Here is a 23,536-nt window from a genome sequence, read left to right as displayed (position 1 = left end):
GGCGGGCCTGCTGCCATCAAGCGGGTGTTTTGCACATGCTAAACTCCCGCCTTTGCGCCAACCCTTTACGGGCCGTTGTGCTGCCTGTGTTTCGCGGTCTCTCTCGACGCGCTCTCCGGGTGGCTCGCCGGCCCTAGCCATCGATGATCACGGGCCTTCTCAAGAAGATTTTCGGCAGCCGTAATGAACGGCTGATCAAACAGTACCGCCGCAAGGTGGCGCAGATCAATGCGCTCGAGCCCAAGTTCGAAGCGCTCTCCGATGCCGAGCTGCAGGCCAAGACCGAAGAATTCCGCCAACGCTTTGCCAAGGGCGAGACGCTCGACGCGCTGCTGCCCGAAGCGTTCGCCGTGTGCCGCGAGGCCAGCAAGCGTGTGATGAAGATGCGGCACTTCGACGTGCAGCTGATCGGCGGCATGGTGCTGCACGACGGCAAGATCGCCGAAATGCGCACGGGTGAAGGCAAGACGCTGACTGCGACGCTCGCTGTGTACCTGAACGCCATCTCTGGCCAGGGCGTGCACGTCGTGACGGTCAACGATTACCTGGCGCAGCGCGACGCCGAGTGGATGGGTCGACTCTACAACTGGCTGGGCCTGTCGGTGGGGGTCAACCTGACCACCATGGATCACGACCAGAAGCAGGCCGCCTACGCGTCGGACATCACCTACGGCACCAACAATGAGTTCGGCTTCGATTACCTGCGCGACAACATGGTGTACGACGCCGGCCAGCGCGTGCAACGTCCGCTGAACTACGCGATTGTCGATGAGGTGGACTCGATCCTGATCGACGAGGCGCGTACTCCGCTGATCATCTCCGGCCAGGCCGAAGACCACACCGACCTGTACCGCCGCATGAACGGCATCCCGGCGCAGCTCACGCGCCAGATCGGCGAAGAGAAGTCGGATGGCACGGGCGTCGAGAAGCCCGGCGACTACTACGTCGACGAAAAATCGCATCAGGTCTACCTGACCGAAGCCGGTCACGAGAAGGCCGAGCAGATCCTGCTGCAAGCCGGTTTGATCGGCGAGGGCGAGTCGCTCTACGCGCCGCAGAACATCACGCTGATGCATCACCTGTACGCCGCCCTGCGCGCGCACAGCCTGTTCTTCCGCGATCAGCATTACGTGGTGCAGAACGGTGAAGTGGTGATCGTCGATGAGTTCACGGGCCGCCTGATGTCGGGCCGCCGTTGGTCCGACGGTCTGCACCAGGCCGTGGAAGCCAAGGAAGGCGTGCAGATCCAGCAGGAAAACCAGACGCTGGCGACCATCACGTTCCAGAACTACTTCCGCATGTACAACAAGCTGTCGGGCATGACCGGTACGGCGGACACGGAAGCGTATGAATTCCAGGAGATCTACGGCCTGGAAACCGTGGTGATCCCGACGAACCGCACGCCGCAGCGCAAGGACTTGCAGGATCAGATCTACAAGACCTCGAAGGAACGCTACGACGCCGTCATTCGCGACATTCGCGATTGCTACGAGCGTGGCCAGCCGGTGCTGGTGGGCACGACGTCCATCGAAAATTCCGAGCTGCTGTCGAACCTGCTGAACCAGGTCAAGTTGCCGCACCAAGTGCTCAACGCGAAGCAGCACGAGCGCGAAGCCGCCATCATCGCGGAAGCGGGCCGCCCCAAGGCGATCACCATTGCGACGAACATGGCCGGCCGCGGTACCGACATCGTGCTGGGCGGCAACGTGGAGAAGCAAGCGGGCTTCGTGATGGCCGACGCGTCGCTCTCCGACGAAGAAAAGGCCGCGCGCGTGAAGCAGTTGCAGGACGAATGGCAATCGCTGCACGAGCAGGTGAAGGCGGCGGGCGGTCTGCACATCATCGGCACCGAGCGCCACGAGTCGCGCCGCATCGACAACCAGCTTCGTGGCCGTGCAGGCCGTCAGGGCGACCCGGGTTCGTCGCGCTTCTATCTGTCGCTGGACGATCAACTGCTGCGCATTTTCGCGGGCGATCGCGTGCGCGCGATCATGGATCGCCTGAAGATGCCCGAAGGCGAGCCGATCGAAGCCGGCATCGTCACGCGCTCGATCGAGTCGGCGCAGCGCAAGGTCGAAGGCCGCAACTTCGACATCCGCAAGCAGCTGCTGCAATACGACGACGTCTCCAACGACCAGCGCAAGGAACTCTACAAGCTGCGTAACGAGATTCTCGAAGCGCAGGATGTGGGCGACTTGGTCAAGAACCTGCGTGAATCCGTGTTCACGGAGCTGTTCCGCACGTACGTGCCGGCCGAGACGATGGAAGAGCAGTGGGATGTCGCCGGGCTGGAGAAGACGCTGCGCGAGGACTGGGGCGTCGATCAGCCGCTGGTGAAGACGCTGGAAGCTGCGCAGTCGATCGAAGACGAAGAGCTGCTGAAGATGGTGCTGGATGCCGCCGAAGCGGTGTACGAAGGCAAGGTGGCGCAGGTTGGCCGTGAGTCCTTCGCCGGCTTCGAGCGTTCGGTGATGCTGCAAAGCCTCGACACGCACTGGCGCGAGCACCTTGCTGCGCTCGATATGCTGCGCCAGGGCATCCACCTGCGCGGCTATGCGCAGAAGGATCCGAAGCAGGAATACAAGCGCGAGTCGTTCGAGCTGTTCGGCCGCCTGCTCGACACCATCCGCAACGAAGTCACGCGTATTGTCTTCACGGTGCGCATCCAGTCGCAGGAAGAGCTGGAGCAGGCTTCCGAGCAGATCGAAGAAGATCTTTCCGCGCTGAGCAACGTGCAGTACAAGCACGACGAGTTCAGTGAACTGGCCGAAGTGGCTGCAGGCGATGCTGAAATTCACGGCGCGACGCCGGCCATGGCCGCACCGCGTTCGGCGGCATCGGCCGCTGCTGCCGCGCTGGCCGGCGAAGTGCCGAAGGTTGGCCGCAACGACCCCTGCCCATGCGGTTCGGGCAAGAAGTACAAGCAGTGCCACGGCAAACTCGTCTGACGCTGCTTCGCTCCGTTTTCTGTTGATTCACGATGCCCGCACTGCGGGCATCCTCATTTGAAAGGTGTGCTCCATGGCTGTGAATCTCGTCGCGCCCGCCGCTGACTCCCTGTTGCCGATCGACGGCGTGGACCTCGGCTGGGCCGAGGCCGGTGTGCGCAAGGCCAATCGCAAGGACGTACTGCTGGTTCGTATCGCCGAGGGCTCGACGGTGGCCGGTGTGTTCACGCAGAACCGTTTCTGCGCGGCGCCCGTGCAGGTGTGCCGCGAGCATCTGGCGAGCGGGAAGGGCGCGCGCGCGATCGTCGTCAACACGGGCAATGCGAACGCCGGCACCGGCGCGCCTGGCCTTGCGCATGCGCGCCAGACCTGTGATGCCGTTGCCAAGCTGCTGGGCGTGTCGCCGGAGCAGGTGCTGCCGTTCTCCACGGGCGTGATCCTGGAGCCGCTGCCGGTCGACCGCATCATTGCCGGACTGCCTGCTGCTGAGGCGAGCGCCAAGCCGGACAACTGGCTGGCCGCCGCCGAGGCCATCATGACCACCGACACCGTACCCAAGGCAGCGTCGGCCACCTGCACGCTGTCGGGCAAGACGGTGCGCATGTCGGGCATCAGCAAGGGCGCAGGCATGATCCGTCCGAACATGGCGACGATGCTCGGCTTCATCGCCACCGATGCCAATGTGGATGAAGCTGTGCTTCAGGGGCTGGTCCGCCACGCGGCCGATCATTCGTTCAACAGCGTGACGGTGGATGGCGATACCTCCACCAACGACTCGTTCGTCGTCATCGCGACGGGCCGGGCCGGTACGCCGCGCATCGATTCCGAATCGCACCCCGACTACGCTGCGCTGCGCGATGCGCTGACGGGCCTCGCACAAGAGCTGGCGCAGAAGATCGTGCGCGACGGCGAGGGCGCGACCAAGTTCATTGCCATCCAGGTCGAGGGCGGCCGCAACGTTGAGGAGTGCCGCCTGATCGCTTATGCGGTCGCGCACTCGCCGTTGGTCAAGACCGCGTTCTACGCATCGGATCCCAACCTGGGGCGCATCCTGGCGGCCGTCGGCTACGCCGGCGTGACGGATCTCGATGTGAGCGGCGTCAACCTGTGGCTTGACGACGTCTGGGTCGCGCGTGACGGTGGCCGCAACCCCGAATACCGCGAAGAAGACGGCCAGCGCGTGATGAAGCAGGCGGAGATCACCGTGCGCATCGCGCTCGGCCGCGGCAATGCCACCGCCACCGTGTGGACGTGCGATTTCTCGCACGACTACGTGTCGATCAACGCGGATTACCGTTCGTAATCCGGAGTCCACCGCTATGTCGTCCGACCTTTCCGCACGGCTCGACCGCTTTCTCGGGCGGCTCGAGCAATGGCTGCCGCCCGAACTGACCGAAGCTGACTGGAACGAGGCCGTTGCCTTCCGCTGGCGCAAGCGCCAGAGCCTGTTCGGCAACATCGGTTATCTCGCACCGATCCGGCAGCTGCCGCCGATCCACCTGAGCGATTTGCACAACATCGAGCGCCAGAAAGACGCCATCGTCGCCAACACGCGCCAGTTCGTGCGCAAGTTGCCGGCCAACAACGTGCTGCTGACGGGCGCGCGGGGCACCGGCAAGTCGTCGCTCATCAAGGCGTGCCTGAACGAGTTCGTGAAGGAAGGCCTGCGTCTGGTCGAAGTCGACAAGGACGATCTGGCCGACCTGGGTGATATCGTCGAGCAGCTCTCGACCCGCCCGGAGCGCTTCGCGATCTTCTGTGATGACCTGTCGTTCGAAGAAGGTGAATCGGGTTACAAGGCGCTGAAGTCTGCGCTGGACGGCTCGGTCGCCGCGCAATCAGACAACGTGCTGATCTACGCAACGTCCAACCGGCGCCATCTGCTGCCGGAATACATGAAGGACAACGAGACCTATCAGCACACCTCGGACGGCGAAATCCATCCGGGCGAAGTGGTGGAAGAGAAGATCTCGCTGTCGGAGCGCTTCGGGCTGTGGTTGTCGTTCTACCCGCCCAAGCAGGACGAATACCTGACCATCGTCGGCCACTGGCTCAAGCATTTCGGTTGCAGCGACGAGGATATCGCCGCTGCACGTGGCGACGCGCTGGTTTGGGCGCTGGAACGCGGTTCGCGTTCGGGGCGCGTGGCATGGCAATTCGCCCGCGACTGGGGCGGCAAGCATGGGCGCCAGCATGTCGACTGACAACCTGACGCAAGTGCCCCCGACGCACACGCCGGACGGCCGCAAGATCACCGAAGTGGCCGTTGGCGTGCTCGTGCAGCCTGACGGCCGGTTCTTGCTGGCCCAGCGTCCGGAAGGCAAGCCTTATGCGGGCTACTGGGAATTTCCCGGTGGCAAGCTGGAAGCCGGTGAATCCGTGGAAGCCGCGCTGACGCGTGAGCTGAAGGAAGAGCTGGACGTTACGCTGCGCACCTGCGTGCCCTGGCGCACCATCGAGCACGACTACCCGCACGCCTACGTGCGCCTGCATTTTTGCAAGGTGACGGCATGGGATGGGACATTGCGCGCGCTGGAAGGCCAGGATTTCGCCTGGCAGACACTGCCGATCAGCGTCGATCCGGTGCTGCCGGCAACGTTGCCCGTCTTCGAATGGATGCGCGAGGAAGCGGCGGCTAGTTGAGCCTGCCGCTTGTATCGTTGCCGGGAGCTTCGGGCAGGTCGTCTTCTTCGACGACGGGGATGGTGTACTGCTCGGCCGCCCAGGCGCCCAGGTCAATCTGCTTGCAGCGCTCGGAGCAGAACGGGCGGTAGCGGCTCTCAGGCACCCAAGGCACGGGCTTGCCGCAGCTGGGGCATTTGACGGTCTTCACATTCATGGCGCGGCTCAGAAATTACAGAGCTTCAGCTGGAACGGGATATCCGCGTCGACCGGCTTGGGTCGCAGGTCGCCATCCTGCTGGGTAAAGCGCACCCAGAGCATGTATTTGTTGGCGCTGATCTCGGGAATGAACCCCAGCGCCGACTCATCCAGGCGCACCTGCATCAGCTGGTACACGCGGCCCGACAGCATCTGCTGATAGCTCCCAGCGTTAGCAATCACCTTGCCACTCTGACCCGATTCGCGCAGCAGCCGCAGCACGATCATCGTGGCGTCGCGCAGCGGCACCAGCGGTTGGGCCCACTTGATGATGTCGGCGCGGCGGCGCTCGGCCGGATGATGCTGCCATGCAAAATACGCCGGCAGATCGAATTCACACGTACCACCGGGGATGATGGCGCGGCTGCGGATGCTCGTCAGCCACTCGTTGTCGGCGATGAGCTGGCCGGCCTTGCCATGTGTGGCAGTGAGATTGCCCGAGGCGGTTTCCAGTTCGCTGATGACGGCGTCGAGCGCGTCCTGGTCGATCTGCGGATTGGCGCGCAGCGCGGTGAGCGTCTGGCGCTGGCGATCGAGTTCTTTCAGCAGATCGGATTTGAGATCTGCACGCCCGGCCACGTCCACCACTTCGAACAGCGTGGTCAGGGCCACGTGGTGTTGCAGCGGGTGCTCCTGCACGAGAAAGAAATCCAGCCGCTCGAACAGGTCTTCGAGGCGCAGCAGCGTCCGAATGCGTTCGTTGAAGGGATATTCGTACAGGATCAAAACTTGGTGCCCGGTTTGCTGGCCTGCTGGCGTATGAGGCCCGAAGCCCATTTGGCTTCGGGAGGGTAGGGACAGGTCATCACTGACCCATCCCCCCCTAAGAACCGTACGTGCGAGTTTCCCCGCATACGGCTCAAGCCGTTACAAAGCCCCGATTATAGGGCCGGTTTCACAACATTGATACCGCTGGCATGCACTTGGGCATGGCAGTTCGGGTGCAACAGCACGCGATTTCCTAGGACGTCTGAGCCACCGTGTACACGGTACTCGATATGGTGGTCGTGCCACCCCGTTTCCTTGGTCATCTTGCACCGACACAACGCACACAAGCCCCGCTGGTCGACGTAGAGCCTGACCCACTGCTTCCGGTGTGACATGCTTTGCAGCAGTCGCTCCTGACGCAAGGTCTCGCCATACATCTCCTGCGCTGGGTCGAAGGGGTTGTAATCTCCCTTGATCTTCTTGTGGCGTTCAATGGGTGTCCTCGCGAGCGAGTACAACTCCATCCACCGCTTGCTGTCGCTGTTCGCGACCATGGTTCCGAATACCCAACCTCGTCCGACCGTCGGGGGGAAGTACTTTTTCCGTACCCATTCTGCGGATTTGTTTGGGTGGCGGCGCTTGGCCCACTGCCACAGAGCCCAGAAAATATCGTGCTCCAGGCGGTTGAACGTCGCCTTGGCTACCACGGGGCTGTGATACCGCGCCCAGCCTCGTAGTATCGGGTTCAACAGTCGGATCAGGTCCTCCTGCCTTACCTGCTTATGGGCACTGATTTCTTCCTTCACCTTGCGGTAGAACGTTCGCACGTTCTTTTTGCTTGGTTTGATAAGCAGTTTTCCCGAGTACTTCCGGAAATTCCACCCGAGGAAGTCGAAGCCTTCCGCAATGTTGACGATCCGCGTTTTCTCCGTGGATAGGGACAACCCTCGTACAGCAAGGAATTGTTCCACCCACGGTTTGATCTCGTTTTCCAATAGCTCCGGCGTACTGCCGGTGATCACGAAATCGTCCGCGTACCGCACGACATTCACTTTCAGCTTCTTGGTTCGCACCACCCCCAGCGTCGCCTTTAGATGCGCAAGCAGTTGGTTTTCCAAACCGTTCAATGCCACGTTCGCCAATGTCGGGGAAATGATGCCCCCTTGCGGCGTTCCAGCCTCGGTCGCCTGAAACTGGCCTTGAAATACCACGCCAGCTTTCAGCCACTTCCGCAAGATTGCTTTGTCCATAGGGACATTGCGCTCCAGCCAGTCATGGCTGATATGGTCAAAACAGCCTTTGATATCCGCCTCCAGCACCCATTGGGACGAAGCCTTTTTGGACAAGGAGACGAACAGCTGTGACATGGCATCCGCTGTGGAGCGATTGATCCGGAACCCATATGAGTTCGGATCGCTCGTCCCTTCGGACACCGGTTCCAGCGCCAGCAGGTATAGGGCCTGCATGGCTCGGTCCAACATGGTCGGAATGCCTAGTGGGCGTTCCTTCCCGTTGGCCTTAGGGATATAGACCCGCCGCAACGGCAGGGGCCGATACCCTCGGCGTTTCAACCGCCCGATGGCTTTCCACCGGACTTCAGGCGAGTCCCACAGTTCGCGATCGACGCCTGCCGTTCGCTTGCCTTGGTTCTCTGTCACTCGTCGTACTGCCAGCGCTTTCGCGCTAAACGAGCGGGTCAAGGACCGTTGCAGGGCTTTCACCCGGCGCCAATCCTCTTCCTGTGTTGCCTTCGCAATTCGTATCTGCATTGCCCGGACGTTTCGCTCGACTCGACGCCATTGAATGGTCGTCCAGCTTTGCGGTGCGCCGGAAAGCGCAGATTGATCTTCGCAGATCCATTCTTCCATGCTGCTCTCCTATGTTGAGGACCTTCCCCGACAGCAAGAGACAACATGCCCCCTGAGGGACGAGTTGCCCCTCAAGGGAAGAGATTTCAATTCACGAGTTTCTGTCAGCCGTCTTGCGACGAAAGACCAGTTGGAAGTCTGCCCGCTTTCGCGTGGGGTGATGTTCCAACCCCTATCCGGACCATTACAGCCCGGCATTCGCTTTCTCCAACCTCCCATACCCGCACAGCCAACAGCGTTCCTTGCGGTTCGCCTGCCCGAGCCAACAGCGCTCGGGCAGCCATACGGGCTTACCACGTTCCCTGCGCGTTACACGACTGGGTTAGAGCCTACCTCTTCACCGGCGGTTCGTTGACGACGTACCCCGAGCAGATACCGGGATAGCCAACCGCACACCATTTTGGTTAATGCCTAACAGCAGCTTTGGCACCTTAATGCTGACGGCGTTTATCAGTAGTTCACATACGTTGCTCATGCCAGCCAGCCTAGCTCCTCGACCCCGTTGCTGCTCGGGATCTCTGCCATCCCGCCTCACGGCGCGATGACACCCTTGCGGGGGCTACATTGTCAGGAGAGCTTCATACCCCACCGTTACCAGTGACGCATGTCTCCCTAGGCTACTGTCAGTCGTATGACAGGTTCGCTGTGGGCGCACGCCCGGGAGGGCGCGGCCGATTGAACAATAACGCGCAGAGCTTTGAGCTCCGGGTTTTGCTCAGTTGCAATGCGTTTCGGCGCCGGGAGGCGCTGAAACTTGCAAACATTCCTCTCCGCAGTCAGCGGAGGTGAAGCCGCTGACTGGGCGGGACCTGATGGTAACCAGGCCATTGCAGTGCGATGGCGAGTGGGAGTACCCCACCAACCGTCGCTTCATTACATGTCTTATTGCCTCGCTGCCGTCCAACATCCAGAACTGAGGCATCATCCTGGACCGGCGAACAGGTTGTTTTAAGAGGGCCTGTCCCTCTTCACGGAGCGCGCCGTGTCGCACATCTGCCCGCATTCTATGCGAGACCCTCGCTCATCACAATGCAAAGGGATGTGACCGCAACTTTCAGTGCGTTTCAGTTCGACCGGTAGGCTGGGTCCAGACGGTCGATCTGCGGCAGCAAGTCCGCCAGCGTGCCGCTGTTGTCGATCACGTCGTCGGCAGCGGCGAGGCGCGCTTCGCGTGAAGCCTGACGGGCGATGATGGCTTCCACTTGGGCGCGCGGCAGGCCGCTCCGAGCCATCACCCGGGCAATCTGTGTCTCGACGGGGCAGTCGACCACCAGAATGCGATCGACCAGCGAGCGCCAGCTGTGATGCCCGGCCAAGGATTCCACCAACAGGGGGACGACGTAGACGAGGTACGGATGCGCGCCCGATGCCTGCGCGGCGGCTCCGCGCGACAGCGCAATCTCGCGGATGAGCGGATGCGTGATCTGCTCCAGCCGCGATTTGGCCGTGGCGTCCGAGAAGGCGAGGGCGCGCATGGCATCGCGGTCCATGGCGCCGTCTGCGCGCAGGATGCCGGCGCCGAATGTTTCGACCAGCTTCGGGATGGCGGCGCCGCCCGGCGCGGTGATTTCATGGGCGATGGCGTCGGTGTCCACAATGGCAGCACCGCGCTCCGCAAGGCGATCCGCCACGTAGCTCTTGCCGCTGCCGATGCCGCCGGTCAGGCCGATCACGCGCATGCTGATCGTGCCCTTATGGCGCAAGCAGGGGGCCGAGGCCTGCCAGCATGAGCAACTGCGGGCCGGCCAGCAGTGCGATCACGCCGGCCCCGGCAATGAACGGTCCGAACGAGAATGGCGATTCGCTCGTCGCGCCGCGCGCAATGCGCACCAGCCCAAACACCAGTCCGACGACCGACGACAGCAGCACCAGCAGCGGCAGCGCTTGCCAACCGAACCACGCGCCCAGTGCGGCCATCAGCTTGAAGTCGCCGTAGCCCATGCCTTCACGGCCGCGCAGCAGCTTGTAGGCCCAGTAGATCGACCACAGGAACAGGTAGCCGGCCATCGCGCCAATCACCGCGTCCTGCAGATGCGCGAACATGCCGAACAGATTCACGCCCAGGCCGAGCCAGAGCAGCGGCTGGGTGATGGCGTCGGGCAACAGCTGTGTGTCTGCGTCGATCATCGTGCCCGCGATCAGGAACCACAGCAGCACCGCCGACGCCACCGCCACCCACGTCGGGCCGAAGTGCCACAGGCAGGCCGCGGTCAGCAGGCCGGTGACCAGCTCCACTGCGGGATAGCGCCACGAGATGGGTGTCTTGCAGGCACTGCAGCGGCCGCGCAGCGCCAGCCAGCTCAATACGGGAATATTCTCGAACGCCTTGATCTGATGACCGCACGACGGGCACGCCGACCGCGGCACGACCAGGTTGTATGCGTCGGGGTGAGGCAGCGGCTCTTCGCGCAACTCGGCGATGTAGTTGGCTTCTTCCCGCTCGATCATGCGCGGCAGGCGGTGAATCACCACGTTGAGAAAACTGCCGACCAGCAAGCCGACGAGCGCGCCGGTCGCAATCACAAACCACGCCGGCAATTGCGCCAGCGTGGGGATGACAAACAGCTCCGGCATCAGACCACCTGACCCAGCTTAAAGATCGGCAGGTACATTGCCACCACCATGCCGCCGATCAGCACGCCCAGAATCACGATGATGATTGGCTCGATCAGCGCCGAGATGTTGGCCACCGCATCGTCCACCTCGCGCTCGTAGAACTCCGCAACCTTGAGCAACATGCTGTCGAGCGCACCGGATTCCTCACCGATCTGCGTCATCTGCAGGACCATGTTGTCGAACACGTGCGTGGCCTGCATGGCGTTGGTCAGGCTCGTACCAATGCGCACGGCCTGTTGAATTTCGATCGTTGCGTCGTGATAGACCCAGTTGCCGGCTGCGCCTGCCACCGACTCCATCGACTCGACGAGCGGCGTACCGGCGGCGAACATGGTGGCCAGGGTACGTGTCCAGCGCGCGATGGTGGCTTTGCGGATGATGCTGCCGAAGATCGGCATGCGCAGAATCCAGCGGTGCGTGGAGCGTTGCACGTTTTCCGAGCGCTTGAACGCCCGCGTGAACAACACGATGCCGATGATGGGGACAAAAACGATGAAGTACCACCATTGGACGAAGAAGTCGGAGATGCTCATCACCACCAGCGTCGGGGCCGGCAGCGTGGCTCCGAAGCTCGAAAACACGCCCTTGAACGCCGGCACCACGAAAATCATCAGCACCACCGTCACCAGGAAGGCTACCGTCAGCACCGAGATCGGGTAGATCATCGCCGACTTGATCTGCGCCTTCAGCGCGATCGACTTTTCCATGTACAGCGAAAGCCGCTCGAGCAGGGCATCCAGAATACCGCCCTGTTCACCGGCGTCGATCAGGTTGCAGTACAGCGTGTCGAAGTACTTGGGATGACGGCGGAAGGCTTGCGCCATGCTGCTGCCCGACTCGATATCGACACGGATTTCCGTCAGCAGTTGCGTGAAGTTCGGGTTGGCATGGCCCTTCGCGATGATGTCGACCGACTGCAGCAGTGGCACGCCGGCCTTCAGCATGGTCGAGAGCTGGCGCGTGAAGTACGCCACGTCCTTCGGCGTGATCTTCTTGCCGCGGGCCGCCCGGCGGCGCTTGGATTTGGTGATTGACAGGCCTTGCTTGCGGAGGATGGCATTCACCTCGGTGATGCTCTCGGCGCGCATCTCGCCCTTGAAGATCTTGCCCTTCCGATCTTTGCCTTCCCACTCGAAGATGTATTGCGTGGGCGCCTTGGTCTTGGCGGTCTTTCGTGCCGGCGCGGCGGCCGCGCGGTTTGCGGCAGGTGCTCGTGTGGCCATGGTTGGTTCCTACCCCCCGGTATGGGAACGATTGATCGAGAAGGTTATTGGTTCGTGGTGGCCAGCACTTCCTCTAGGGAAGTCAGCCCCTGCTTCACTTTTCGCAAGCCCGATTCGCGCAGCGACAGCACCCCTTCCTTGCGCGCCTGCTCGGCGATCTGCAGCGCCGTGCCGTGCGTGAGAATGATTTCCTGGATCGCCTCGGTAATCGGCATGACCTGGTAGATGCCGACCCGGCCCTTGTAACCGCTGCCGTTGCAGACCTCGCAACCGACCGGGTGATACGGCTGCCACGAGCCGTCGAGGTCGGCTTCGGTGAAACCTGCGTCGAGCAGCGTTTCCTTGGGCAGCGGACCGGGCTTCTTGCATTCCCTGCACAGCCGTCGCGCCAAGCGCTGCGCCGTGATCAGCAGCACCGACGACGCGATGTTGAACGGCGCCACGCCCATGTTCATCAGGCGGGTCAAGGTGGTCGGCGCGTCGTTCGTGTGCAGCGTCGAAAACACCAAGTGACCGGTCTGCGCAGCCTTGATCGAGATATCGGCCGTTTCCAGATCCCGGATTTCGCCCACCATGATGATGTCCGGATCCTGCCGCAGGAACGACTTCAGCGCCGCTGCAAAGGTCAGCCCCGCCTTGTCGTTCACGTTGACCTGGTTGATGCCCGGCAACTGGATTTCCGCCGGGTCTTCGGCTGTGGAGATATTGATGTCGCCCTGGTTCAGCCGGTTCAGGAACGTGTACAGCGACACCGTTTTGCCTGAGCCCGTCGGGCCGGTCACCAGCACCATCCCGTACGGACGCTTGATCACGTCCAGCAGCAGCTGCTTTTGCTCGGGCTCGTAGCCGAGCTGGTCGATATCGAGCCGCTCGGTGGACGACTCCAGAATCCGGATCACGATCTTCTCGCCGAACAGCGTCGGCAGCGTCGACACCCGGAAGTCGATGGCGCGTTCGATCGTCTCTTTGTTGTCCTTGTCCTTGCGGTCTTTCGGGACAGTGATGAGCAGCTTCATGCGGCCGTCTTGCGGCACGCGCTTTTCCGAGATGTCCAGGCGCGAAAGCACCTTGATGCGGGTGGCGATCTTGTCGCGGATATCCAGCGGCGGCTGCGCGACCTGCGCGAGGATGCCGTCGATGCGGAAACGCACGCGGTAAAACGTTTCAAACGGCTCGAAATGCAAGTCCGACGCGCCGCGCAGCAGGGCTTCGGTAAAGAGCTTCTGCAGGAACCGCACCACGGGCGCATCGTCGATGCCGTCGGGCGTGGTGCGACGCGTGGCGGCTGCGGCGCCCGGGTCGTACTCGATCTGCGTGGCTTCCTGCTTGGGGAAGAGCGACTTGATCTCGGCCGGTGCCTCGTTGGCGAGGCTCAGCTGGCGCACGAGCTTGTCATGCTCGACGACGACCGTTTCGATGGCCACGTTCATCTTCTGACGCAGCTCTTCGATCGGCTTCGGGTCGCTCGGGTCCGACGTGGCGAGGATGAGGCGGTTTTCGCGCCGGCCCAGCGGCAACAGGCGCAGCTGGGCGAAGTGCTTGTTGGCAGACAGCACGGCCGGCACGGTGTCGAGCTTGTATTGCGCAAGGTCGAGCAGCGGCATCTGGTACTTGCCGGCCACGAACACGGCGAGGTCGTGCGCACTCATGATCCCGCTGCCCACCAGTTCGTCGATCAACTGCGTGCGTTTTTCACGCGCGCTCTGTTCGAGCTGAGTGAGTAACGTCGGCGCGATCCGCCGGCTCTGCGCTAGAGCGAGTCCGAGTGTCATGAGTCCAGTCCGTCAGGCTGAAGCTGACCATTTCAGCGCGCGCCGGGCCCCACTGCCTCCAACGCTCGCTCGCCCCCCAAGGCGATTGTTCTATGTTCTGCAGCCGGTACCCCACCCATTCGTGGGGGGTGGTGCCCGGAACCGGGGCAGTTTGCCGACCGCCCCTGCATTTGTAAAGCGCACATCAAAGCGCAGCTTGCATTTGTGCCACATCGGCAGAAAAGCGCTCCAACTGAAGCGTCCCGACCTGAGTGTGGCGTCAACTACGCTTGGGTTGCGGCGGCTGATGCAGCCGTACCGTGCGGATCGACTGGCTGTCCATCTGGACGATATCCATCACGCAGTTCGCAATCTTCACGCTGACCGTCGCCTCCGGAATCTCTTCCAGCACTTCCAGCAGCAACCCGTTGAGCGTCTTCGGACCGTCCGTCGGCAAACTCAGCCCCAGTCGGCGGTTCAGGTCTCGCAACGACATTCCCGCATCCGCAAGATAGGTGCCTTCCTTGTCCCAGGCCAGCTTGCCGGCGTTGGGCAGCGTGGTGGTGAACTCGCCGATCATCTCTTCAATGATGTCTTCGAGCGTGACCAGCCCCAGCATGTCGCCGTACTCGTTGACGATCAGGGCGATGCGGCGGCGGTTCTCCTGAAAATACTGTAGTTGGCGGAAAACGGGCGTGCCGCTCGGGACGAAGTACGGCTCGGCCAGCAGGTGGCGGAAATCGTCGTGCGTAAGTTCGGTGTGCCCCAGCAGCGACAGCGCCTTGCGCACGTGCAGGATGCCGATCACCTGATCGCTGTCCTGCTCAAACACGGGCAGCTTGTTGTGATAGCAGGTTTCGAGCTGCTGGATGACCTCTTCAATCGGGCGCGACAGGTCGAGCGACTCCACCCGCGCGCGCGGCGTCATCACGTCGTCCACGGTGATGGCGTCCAGATCGAACAGGTTGAGCAGGATGCTGCGGTGCTTGTGCGGGATGAAGTTGCCCGATTCCAAGACCAGCGTGCGCAGTTCCTCGGTCGACATGCGTTGTTCCGGCGCCTTGCGCGTATTGATGCGCACCAGCCGCAGCACCCCCATGGCAAACGCGTTGACCACCGCGACCAGCGGCGTCGAAACCTGCATCAGCGGCTTGATGATGAAACTGGCGGGAAACGCAACGCGTTCGGGGTAGGTCGCGCCCACGATCTTCGGGGCGATCTCGGCGAACACGATGATCAGAAACGCGACGATGGCCGTGGCAATCGACAGCGTCGTTCCGTTGTTGCCGAAGTAGTGGATTGCCAAGGTGGTGATCAGCACCGGCACGGCGGTGTTGATCAGGTTGTTGCCGATCAGGATGAGCGAGAGCAGCTTGTCAGTCTGACCGAGCAACTGCTGCGTATTGCGCGCGCCCGATACGTTGGACTTGGCAAGATGCCGCAGGCGATGGCGATTGAGGGCCATCATCGCGGTTTCGGAAATCGAGAAGAAGGCGGAGCAGCACAACAGCAGCACGACGGCGCCGATTTGTGCCCAGAGCGGCCAAGAGTCCAAGGCAGGAGAAGAGAGGCGGCGAAGTGCCCACTATAACAGAGGGGTTTGACGCGCCGATGCGGGCAGCCGTTGCGCATGCCGCTAACGCAGGCTCCCTCAGATGGTCGTTCAGAAACAAAAAAGCCCAGCAATTTGCTGGGCTTGATGTCCTTGATCGACAAGGGAATTTCTGGTCGGGGTGAGAGGATTCGAACCTCCGGCCTCTACGTCCCGAACGTAGCGCTCTACCAGGCTAAGCTACACCCCGATGCTTCTTCGCAGATCTCGTGCGTGTCAGGACTGACGTTGCAGCGAGAAAGCACACAAGTCTATCAGCGTCTGACGGAAAAGGGAAGGGGGTAATGCGTTTGCTGCTGCTTCGGCGGCAGCGGCTTCGCGCTCGGCGGCCTGGCGCGTGTACTCCAGCGCGCCGGAAGCCTGGATGGCCGCGAAGATGGCGTCGAAATGTTCCGTGCCGCCTTGCTCGATGGCCTGGCGCACCAGCGCGCGCTGTTCTTCCGTGCCATTCGATAGCAGATGGATGAGCGGCAGCGTCGGCTTACCTTCGCGCAGGTCGTCGCCAGCGTTCTTGCCCATCTGGTCGGCGGTGGACGTGTAGTCGAGCAGGTCGTCGACAATCTGGAACGCGGTGCCGATGCGGCGGCCGTATTCAGCCGCGGCTTCTTCGGTCGCGGCGTCGGCGCCCGAGAGCACTGCGCCGATCTGGGCGGCGGCTTCGAACAGCTTGGCGGTCTTGTAGCGGATGACCTGCAGGTAGCGCTCTTCCGTCACGTCCGGATCGTGCATGTTCAGCAACTGCAGAACTTCGCCCTCGGAGATGATGTTGGTCGCGTCGGCCAGGATCTGCATGATGCGCATGCTGTTGGCCTGCACCATCATCTGGAAGGCGCGCGAATACAGGAAGTCGCCCACCAGCACGCTCGCTGCGTTGCCAAATACCGCGTTGGCGGTCTTGCGGCCGCGGCGCAGGTCGGATTCGTCGACCACGTCGTCGTGCAGGAGCGTGGCGGTGTGGATGAACTCGACCACGGCAGCCAGTTCGTGCTGATGCTCGCCCTTGTAACCGAGCGCATTCGCCACCAGCAACAGAATCACAGGGCGCAGTCGCTTGCCGCCGGCGCTGATGATGTACTCGCCGATCTGGTTGATCAGCACCACCTCCGAGCCCAGGCGGCGGCGGATCACGGCATCGACGGCGCGCATGTCTTCAGCGACAGGGGCGAGCAGGACGGAGGCGGAGGTTTGGGTCAAGGCGAATTCCGGCAGAAACGTGTGGCTGATAGTCGACTTGCGCGCAATCGTTGCTGCGCAAAAACCGCGAGATTATAGAGCAAGCAGGGGGTTTGCCCGGGGCGCGGCGCCCCACGCTTGCTGTGGCGGCCCGTTGCGCGGGCGCCGCACCCCATCAGGCGATTAGTCTTTGATTTGCTTGGGTTTTTCTTGTATAATTGCGAGTTCTCTGTGCCCGTTGTCCGCGCAAGTGGGCTGCGAGTGGCACAAGAGTCACGTTTTAGTTCTTTTATCGAGGTCCGACAATGTACGCGGTCGTAAAAACCGGCGGTAAGCAATACAAGGTTGCTGCTGGCGAAAAACTGAAAGTAGAACAGATACCGGCGGACGTTGGCGCAGAAATCACGCTTGACCAGGTGCTCGCAGTGGGCGCCGGCGACCAACTCAAGGTTGGTGCGCCGCTGGTGAGCGGGGCTGCCGTCAAAGCCACCGTCATCTCCCACGGTCGTCACGACAAAGTGCACATCTTCAAGATGCGCCGTCGTAAGCACTATCAAAAGCGCCAAGGGCATCGTCAAAATTACACCGAGTTGCGTATCGACTCGATCGTGGCCTAAGGCTGCGTCGTCTACGTAACCGGATAGGAGTTCAGTCATGGCACAGAAAAAAGGCGGCGGTTCCACACGGAACGGCCGCGATTCCGAGTCGAAGCGCCTGGGCGTGAAGGTGTACGGCGGCCAAGCCATCAACGCTGGCGGCATCATCGTTCGCCAACGCGGCACCCGCACGCACGCTGGTGTGAACGTGGGCATGGGCAAGGACCACACCCTCTTCGCGCTGGTCGATGGCCACGTGAAGTTCGCCACCCGCGGCGAAGGCAAGAAGCAGTTCGTCGACGTTGTTCCGGCGGCCTGATTCAGCCTTGTAGTAGAAAGGCCCCGCACCCGTGCGGGGCTTTTTCGTTTCTGGCTGCTAACAAAACGCGACCCTGATCCTGGGCGGTACGCTGCGTCTTGGCGCGTGTTTCCAGGCGCGTTTTGTTAGCAATGGCGCGAGTGGCGCCGATTTCTTTTTTACCTGCCGTGCGCACGCCGCACGGGCGGAGACCTCCATGAAGTTCATCGACGAAGCCCGGATTGAAGTGATCGCTGGTGACGGCGGCAACGGCAGCGCCTCGATGCGCCGCGAGAAATTCGTCCCGTTCGGCGGGCCGGACGGCGGCGACGGTGGGCGGGGCGGCAGCGTCTGGGCCGTGGCTGACCGCAACATCAACACCCTGATTGACTACCGCTTTGCCAAGAAGCATCTCGCGCGCAACGGCGAAAACGGCCGTGGTGCCGACTGCTACGGCGCTGCAGGCGACGACATCACGCTGCGCATGCCTGTGGGCACGGCCATTTACGATGCCGACACGGAAGAGTTGATCGCCGATCTGACCGTCGACGGCCAGCGCCTGTGCCTGGCGCAGGGCGGCGAAGGCGGCTGGGGCAACATCCATTTCAAGTCGAGCACCAACCGTGCGCCGCGCCAGAAGACCGACGGCAAGGCCGGTGAGCGCCGCAACCTGCGCCTGGAGTTGAAGGTGCTGGCCGACGTGGGTCTGCTCGGCATGCCGAATGCCGGCAAGTCGACGCTGATCACCGCCATTTCCAACGCACGCCCGAAGATTGCGGACTACCCGTTCACGACGCTGCACCCGAATCTGGGTGTGGTCCGTACAGGCCCGTCGAAGTCGTTCGTGGTGGCCGACATTCCTGGCCTGATCGAGGGCGCAGCGGAAGGCGCCGGTCTGGGGCATCAGTTCTTGCGGCACCTGCAACGCACGCGCGTGCTGCTGCATGTGGTCGATCTTGCCCCGTTCGACGAGAGCGTCGACCCGGTGGCCGAAGCCAAGGCGATTGTCGGCGAGCTGAAGAAATACGACGCTGAACTCTTCGACAAGCCGCGCTGGCTCGTGCTCAACAAGCTCGACATGGTGCCCGAGGACGAACGCGAAGCGCGCGTAAAGGACTTCGTGAAGCGCTTCAAGTGGAAGGGCCCGGTGCACCGCATTTCTGCGTTGACGCACGATGGCACGCAAGCGCTTGTCCACGCGATCCAGGAATACCTCGACGAGCTGCGCGCCGAAGAAGATGCCGCGGCCGCCGCGCCCGACCAGCGTCTGGACCCGAGCCTGCACAACGTCGACCACGACGATCAAGCGTAAACACAACAAACATCCTTCGGAGACACGCCCACCATGGCCCTGCATTCGCTGATTGCCGATGCGCGCCGCCTTGTCGTCAAGGTCGGTTCCAGCCTGGTTACCAACGACGGCCGTGGCCTCGACCAGGCTGCCATTGCCCGCTGGGCTGCGCAGATCGCGGCGTTACGGGCGGCAGGCAAGGAAGTCGTGTTGGTCAGCTCCGGTGCCATCGCCGAGGGCATGCAGCGCTTGGGCTGGGCCAAGCGCCCGAAGGAAATCCACGAGCTGCAAGCCGCCGCCGCTGTCGGGCAGATGGGGCTCGCGCAGGTGTACGAATCCGAGTTCGCGCGGCACAGCATTCGCACGGCGCAGGTGCTGCTCACGCATGGTGACCTGGCCGATCGCGAGCGCTATCTCAATGCACGTTCCACGCTGCTCACGCTGCTGAGCCTCGGTGTCGTGCCGATCATCAACGAGAACGACACGGTCGTCACCGATGAAATCAAGTTCGGCGACAACGACACGCTGGGCGCGCTCGTCACCAACCTGATCGAAGGGGATGCGCTCATCATCCTGACAGACCAGCGCGGCTTGTATACGGCCGACCCGCGCAAGGAGCCTGGCGCCCGGTTTGTCGACGAAGCGCAAGCCGGCACGCCCGACCTTGAACAGATGGCCGGCGGGGCCGGTTCGAGCATCGGCAAGGGCGGCATGCTGACGAAGATTCTTGCGGCCAAGCGTGCGGCCAAGTCGGGCGCGCACACTATCATCGCGTCCGGTCGCGAGCCTGATGTGCTTGCACGGCTGGCGAGCGGCGAGGCCATTGGCACGCAACTCCGCGCCCCGACGGGGCGGATGGCGGCGCGCAAGCAGTGGATGATCGACCACCTGCAGCTGCGCGGTCGCGTGGTGCTGGATGCCGGTGCGGTGGAGAAGCTCACGGCCGGCGGCAAGTCGTTGCTGCCGATCGGCGTGACGGAAGTGCAGGGCGAATTCGCGCGCGGCGAGGTGATTTCTTGCGTGGACGCGGCGGGCCGTGAAGTGGCGCGCGGGCTGACGAACTATTCGTCGGCCGAGGCGCGGCTGATCGCGCGCAAGGCATCGTCTGAGATCGAGGCGGTGCTGGGCTACGTCAGCGCTGCGGAGTTGGTGCACCGGGATAACCTGGTGCTCCTCTGATCCCGCCGTTCAGCGAGCATGCAAAACAAAAGGCCAACCTCGCGAGGTTGGCCTTTGTGCTTGGGGGCGCATAGCGCACGCCGGTGCGTACCGCTCAGGGCCCGTAATATCTCGCCCCCTGGCCGCCGAGACGGCGCACCAGCGTCGACGCTTTCCCGTCGCCGGCAACGGACCGCACGTCGCAGAAGTACGAGCGCATCAGCGCCGACGCATAGTCCGTCGGCCCGCCATTGCCAACGCGCTGCCAATCCGTCGCGGGCTTGTAGGCGTTCATGCTTGCCGATTCGGCATTCGCCGTTTCGTTCATGTCGACCGCGCGGTTGCCGACCCACTGGTTGGAGTCGTTGCGCAATGTCGCGTAGATGCGTCGTTCCGCCGTGTCGCAGCGCAGGCCTTCGTAGTTCACGTTGCGCGCGCCGGTCTTGCTGGTGATCAGCACGGTGTAGCGCACCACGTTGTCCTTGCCGATCGACACCGATTTCGGATCGATCGCAAAGCGCAGTGGCGAGTCATCGCGGCCGCCCACATCGAACGGCACGGCATCACGGTCGACCGGCGGCGCCGGGAACGTGACAGCGTCTTCCTTGAAGGGCTTGTCGTTGAACGGGTCCATCAACAGCCGGTCTTCGAGGTCGCCGGTGCGGTTATGGCCACATGCCGTCAGCGCCAGCGCAGCCGCCAGCGCGAGCGGCACGAGAGCGCGGTGCGCTCCACGTGTCGTCGTCATCAGATTCACGAATTGTCCTTGGAAGCCGTGTCGTCAGGGTTGGGAGAGGAGTGGGCCGGCGCGGATACGCTCACCGTCTCGACGATGACCGTCGTGGTGGTGGTGACGGTCAGGGCCGGCTGGGCGTGCTGCTCGTTCCGGCCACCATGGCCGGAACGCTCACGGCTATCGCGCCCATCACGTCCGTCGCGCTCGCGGTGCTGGCCGCCGCGCCCATAGGGCGAGAGCGGCGCGCGGGTCTGACGCTGCACGAAGCGCGAAAGCTCCGACAGCGCCAGCTGATACACCTCGCGCTTGAACTCAATGACGGCCTCGAGCGGCACCCAGTATTGGCTCCACCGCCACGCATCGAACTCCGGATGCTCGGTGGCGCGCAGCTGGATGTCGCAGTCGCGACCGACCATGCGCAGCAGGAACCAGATCTGTTTCTGGCCCCGATAGTGGCCGCGTATTTCGCGGCGGATGAACTTGTCCGGCACCTCATACCGCAGCCAGTCGCGCGTGCGACCGACGATCCGGACGTGTTCTGGCAACAGGCCGACTTCTTCGTGCAGTTCGCGGAACATCGCTTGTTCGGGCGTTTCGCCGTACTTGATGCCGCCTTGTGGAAACTGCCAGGAGTGCTCGCCAATGCGCTTGCCCCAGAACACCTCGTTTCTTGCGTTGATGAGGATGATGCCGACGTTCGGGCGGAAGCCTTCACGATCGAGCATGACTGCACCTCGAATACTTTAGAATTACGCCGATTATAGAGCGGCCCGTCGCTCGGCTGTCACAGAAGCCGAAATGTTGCCGCTCACTCGCGCCTCCTGGGGGAGGGGTGCTCATTGCGCGAATGTGCGCCTGGCGCCTCGTCTCATCTCCTGATTCCGGTGGCTTTTGCCCTTGTTTTCGCGGCTTTGGTTGGCCGCGTCATCCCTTATTGTCAGTCGCATGAAAGCGTCCCAATTCTTCATTTCCACGCTCAAGGAAGCGCCCGCTGACGCGGAGATCGTCTCGCACAAATTGATGATGCGTGCCGGCATGATCAAGAAGCTCGGCGCGGGCCTCTATACGTATATGCCCGTGGGTCTGCGCGTGATCCGCAAGGTCGAGCAGATCGTGCGCGAGGAAATGAACGCCGCCGGCGCCGTGGAAGTGCTGATGCCGGTCGTGCAGCCGGGCGAGCTGTGGCAGGAGACCGGCCGCTGGGACAAGATGGGCGACGAACTGCTGCGCTTCAAGGACCGCCACGAGCGCGACTTCGTCATGCAGCCGACGTCGGAGGAGGTGGTGACCGACATCGCCCGCACCGAAATCCGCTCGTACAAGCAGCTGCCGGTCAATTTCTACCAGATCCAAACAAAGTTCCGTGACGAGCGCCGTCCGCGTTTCGGCATCATGCGCGGCCGCGAATTCACGATGAAGGATGCGTACTCCTTCGACCGCGACGCCGAAGGCTTGAAGGTGTCGTATCAAAAGATGTACGACGCCTACACGCGCATCTTCCAGCGCTTCGGCCTGGAATTCCGTGCCGTGGCGGCCGATAACGGCGCCATCGGCGGGTCGGGCTCGCACGAATTCCACGTGATTGCCGACACGGGCGAAGACGCCATCATCTATTGCCCGGATTCGGACTACGCCGCCAACATCGAGGCCGCGGAAGCCGTCGCTCCGGCCGCACCGCGTGGTGCCGCCGCCGAGGCGCTCACCAAGACGCATACGCCTGGTCGCTCCAAGTGCGAGGCGGTTGCCGAGCAACTGGGGATTCCGCTGCAGCGCACGATCAAGTCCATCGTGCTGGCCACCGAAGTCGAGGGCGGCGAGCCCCAGATCTGGCTGCTGCTGCTGCGCGGTGACCATGAACTCAACGAGGTCAAGGCATCGAAGGTGCCCGGCCTGGCCGACTTCCGCTTTGCCACCGAAGGCGAAATCCTGCGCGCATTCGGCACGCGCCCTGGCTATCTCGGCCCGATCGGCACCAAGGTGCCCGTGAAGGTGGTGGCCGATCGCACGGCGGCTGCCATGAGCGATTTCGTGGTCGGCGCCAACGAAGAGGATTACCACTTCACGGGCGTGAACTGGGGCCGTGACCTGCCCGAGCCCGAAGTCTACGACCTGCGCAACGTGGTGGCCGGCGACCCCTCGCCGGACGGCAAGGGCACGCTGGCGATCTGCCGCGGCATCGAAGTCGGTCACGTCTTCATGCTGGGCACGCGCTACTCCGAGGCGATGAACGCGACGTTCCTCGATGAAAACGGCAAGACGCAGCCGATGGTGATGGGCTGCTACGGCATCGGCATCACACGCATCCTGGGTGCGGCCATCGAGCAGAACTACGATGCGCGCGGGATCATCTGGCCGGCGTCGATCGCGCCGTTCCAGGTGGTGATCTGCCCCGTGGGCTACGACCGCTCCGACGCCGTGCGAGAAGAAGCCGACCGCCTGCACGCCGAACTCGTTGCCGCCGGCATCGACGTGATGCTGGACGACCGCGGCGAGCGCCCCGGCGCGATGTTTGCCGACTGGGAACTGATCGGCGTGCCGTTCCGGGTGGTGGTGGGTGACCGCGGCCTGAAGGAAGGCAAGCTGGAATTCCAGGGCCGCCGCGACGAAGCCGCGACCGCCGTGGCACCGGCCGACGTGCTGGCCACGCTGAAGGCGCGTCTCGCGCAATAACGCAACAA

General features: G+C 62.8%; 20 protein-coding genes and 1 tRNA gene. 9 read left to right on the top strand and 12 right to left on the bottom strand.

Translation table 11 applies throughout. The annotated features are described in order from the left end of the window. Window positions 1-143 precede the first annotated feature (143 nt). From secA to R2676_RS03500, 4 genes are all read left to right on the top strand, one after another. Window positions 144-2,948 (top strand): preprotein translocase subunit SecA, encoded by a 2,805-nt coding sequence (gene secA, locus R2676_RS03515; protein WP_206272212.1) that lies wholly within the window; start codon window positions 144-146, stop codon window positions 2,946-2,948. 73 nt (window positions 2,949-3,021) lie between these two features. Continuing rightward, on the top strand, window positions 3,022-4,251 hold the full coding sequence (gene argJ / locus R2676_RS03510; protein ID WP_206272211.1) for a bifunctional glutamate N-acetyltransferase/amino-acid acetyltransferase ArgJ: 1,230 nt from the start codon (window positions 3,022-3,024) through the stop codon (window positions 4,249-4,251). A 16-nt stretch (window positions 4,252-4,267) separates the two neighbouring features. Then, the gene (locus tag R2676_RS03505; RefSeq protein WP_027680322.1) at window positions 4,268-5,152 is read left to right on the top strand and encodes an ATP-binding protein; all 885 of its coding nucleotides are present in this window, start codon (window positions 4,268-4,270) and stop codon (window positions 5,150-5,152) included. Continuing rightward, window positions 5,142-5,591 carry an NUDIX domain-containing protein gene (locus R2676_RS03500; RefSeq protein ID WP_206272210.1) on the top strand — a complete coding sequence of 150 codons (450 nt, stop codon included), beginning with the start codon at window positions 5,142-5,144 and terminating at the stop codon, window positions 5,589-5,591. Before R2676_RS03505 ends, R2676_RS03500 begins: the two co-directional genes overlap by 11 nt. Here the strand turns inward: R2676_RS03500 and R2676_RS03495 are convergent. The 10 genes from R2676_RS03495 to ispB form a co-directional block, all read right to left on the bottom strand. Next, window positions 5,584-5,787 carry a DNA gyrase inhibitor YacG gene (locus tag R2676_RS03495; RefSeq protein ID WP_027680324.1) on the bottom strand — a complete coding sequence of 68 codons (204 nt, stop codon included), beginning with the start codon at window positions 5,785-5,787 and terminating at the stop codon, window positions 5,584-5,586. The two genes, R2676_RS03500 and R2676_RS03495, sit on opposite strands and share 8 nt — an antisense overlap. A gap of 8 nt (window positions 5,788-5,795) precedes the next feature. Further along, window positions 5,796-6,554 carry a cell division protein ZapD gene (zapD, locus tag R2676_RS03490; protein WP_004633038.1) on the bottom strand — a complete coding sequence of 253 codons (759 nt, stop codon included), beginning with the start codon at window positions 6,552-6,554 and terminating at the stop codon, window positions 5,796-5,798. Window positions 6,555-6,709: 155 nt separating this feature from the next. Further along, window positions 6,710-8,404, bottom strand: coding sequence for a group II intron reverse transcriptase/maturase (ltrA, locus tag R2676_RS03485; protein WP_316887219.1), 1,695 nt, complete (start codon window positions 8,402-8,404; stop codon window positions 6,710-6,712). A gap of 1,064 nt (window positions 8,405-9,468) precedes the next feature. After that, window positions 9,469-10,083: a dephospho-CoA kinase gene (gene coaE / locus R2676_RS03480; protein WP_206272236.1), complete on the bottom strand. Its 615-nt coding sequence runs from the start codon at window positions 10,081-10,083 to the stop codon at window positions 9,469-9,471. A gap of 13 nt (window positions 10,084-10,096) precedes the next feature. Then, window positions 10,097-10,978, bottom strand: a complete 882-nt coding sequence (locus R2676_RS03475) for a prepilin peptidase (protein ID WP_206272209.1) — start codon at window positions 10,976-10,978, stop codon at window positions 10,097-10,099. Then, window positions 10,978-12,243, bottom strand: coding sequence for a type II secretion system F family protein (locus tag R2676_RS03470; protein ID WP_206272208.1), 1,266 nt, complete (start codon window positions 12,241-12,243; stop codon window positions 10,978-10,980). Before R2676_RS03470 ends, R2676_RS03475 begins: the two co-directional genes overlap by 1 nt. 44 nt (window positions 12,244-12,287) lie before the next feature. Continuing rightward, window positions 12,288-14,015: a type IV-A pilus assembly ATPase PilB gene (gene pilB, locus R2676_RS03465; protein ID WP_206272207.1), complete on the bottom strand. Its 1,728-nt coding sequence runs from the start codon at window positions 14,013-14,015 to the stop codon at window positions 12,288-12,290. Window positions 14,016-14,274: 259 nt separating this feature from the next. Continuing rightward, window positions 14,275-15,549 (bottom strand): HlyC/CorC family transporter, encoded by a 1,275-nt coding sequence (locus R2676_RS03460; protein WP_206272206.1) that lies wholly within the window; start codon window positions 15,547-15,549, stop codon window positions 14,275-14,277. A gap of 170 nt (window positions 15,550-15,719) precedes the next feature. Beyond that, window positions 15,720-15,796 (bottom strand) — tRNA-Pro (locus R2676_RS03455). 26 nt (window positions 15,797-15,822) lie between these two features. Continuing rightward, window positions 15,823-16,752, bottom strand: a complete 930-nt coding sequence (gene ispB / locus R2676_RS03450; protein ID WP_050775659.1) for an octaprenyl diphosphate synthase — start codon at window positions 16,750-16,752, stop codon at window positions 15,823-15,825. A 332-nt stretch (window positions 16,753-17,084) separates the two neighbouring features. Here ispB and rplU point away from each other — a divergent pair, with 332 nt between their 5' ends. The 4 genes from rplU to proB all read left to right on the top strand — a co-directional run bounded on the left by rplU (window position 17,085) and on the right by proB (window position 20,143). Next, a complete protein-coding gene (rplU, locus tag R2676_RS03445; protein WP_004633023.1) occupies window positions 17,085-17,396 on the top strand; it encodes a 50S ribosomal protein L21 in 312 nt (103 codons plus the stop codon). Window positions 17,397-17,433: 37 nt separating this feature from the next. Beyond that, the gene (rpmA, locus tag R2676_RS03440) at window positions 17,434-17,694 is read left to right on the top strand and encodes a 50S ribosomal protein L27 (RefSeq protein WP_009241587.1); all 261 of its coding nucleotides are present in this window, start codon (window positions 17,434-17,436) and stop codon (window positions 17,692-17,694) included. A 196-nt stretch (window positions 17,695-17,890) separates the two neighbouring features. Beyond that, entirely contained in the window at window positions 17,891-18,985 is a 1,095-nt protein-coding gene (obgE, locus tag R2676_RS03435) for a GTPase ObgE (protein ID WP_027680331.1), read from the top strand. Window positions 18,986-19,018: 33 nt separating this feature from the next. Beyond that, window positions 19,019-20,143 (top strand): glutamate 5-kinase, encoded by a 1,125-nt coding sequence (gene proB, locus R2676_RS03430; RefSeq protein ID WP_206272205.1) that lies wholly within the window; start codon window positions 19,019-19,021, stop codon window positions 20,141-20,143. A gap of 94 nt (window positions 20,144-20,237) precedes the next feature. Here the strand turns inward: proB and R2676_RS03425 are convergent, their stop codons facing one another. Both R2676_RS03425 and R2676_RS03420 read right to left on the bottom strand, forming a co-directional pair. Continuing rightward, window positions 20,238-20,870 (bottom strand): CNP1-like family protein, encoded by a 633-nt coding sequence (locus tag R2676_RS03425; protein ID WP_206272204.1) that lies wholly within the window; start codon window positions 20,868-20,870, stop codon window positions 20,238-20,240. A 5-nt stretch (window positions 20,871-20,875) separates the two neighbouring features. Continuing rightward, a complete protein-coding gene (locus R2676_RS03420) occupies window positions 20,876-21,583 on the bottom strand; it encodes an RNA pyrophosphohydrolase (RefSeq protein ID WP_206272203.1) in 708 nt (235 codons plus the stop codon). Between the two features lie 220 nt (window positions 21,584-21,803). Between R2676_RS03420 and R2676_RS03415 the strand changes: the two genes are divergently transcribed. Then, window positions 21,804-23,528, top strand: a complete 1,725-nt coding sequence (locus tag R2676_RS03415; protein WP_206272202.1) for a proline--tRNA ligase — start codon at window positions 21,804-21,806, stop codon at window positions 23,526-23,528. The last annotated feature ends 8 nt before the right edge of the window (window positions 23,529-23,536 follow it).

The organism is Ralstonia flatus, from assembly GCF_958439105.1.
Lineage (GTDB): Bacteria > Pseudomonadota > Gammaproteobacteria > Burkholderiales > Burkholderiaceae > Ralstonia > Ralstonia flatus.
This window is presented reverse-complemented; position numbering and strand designations above follow the sequence as displayed.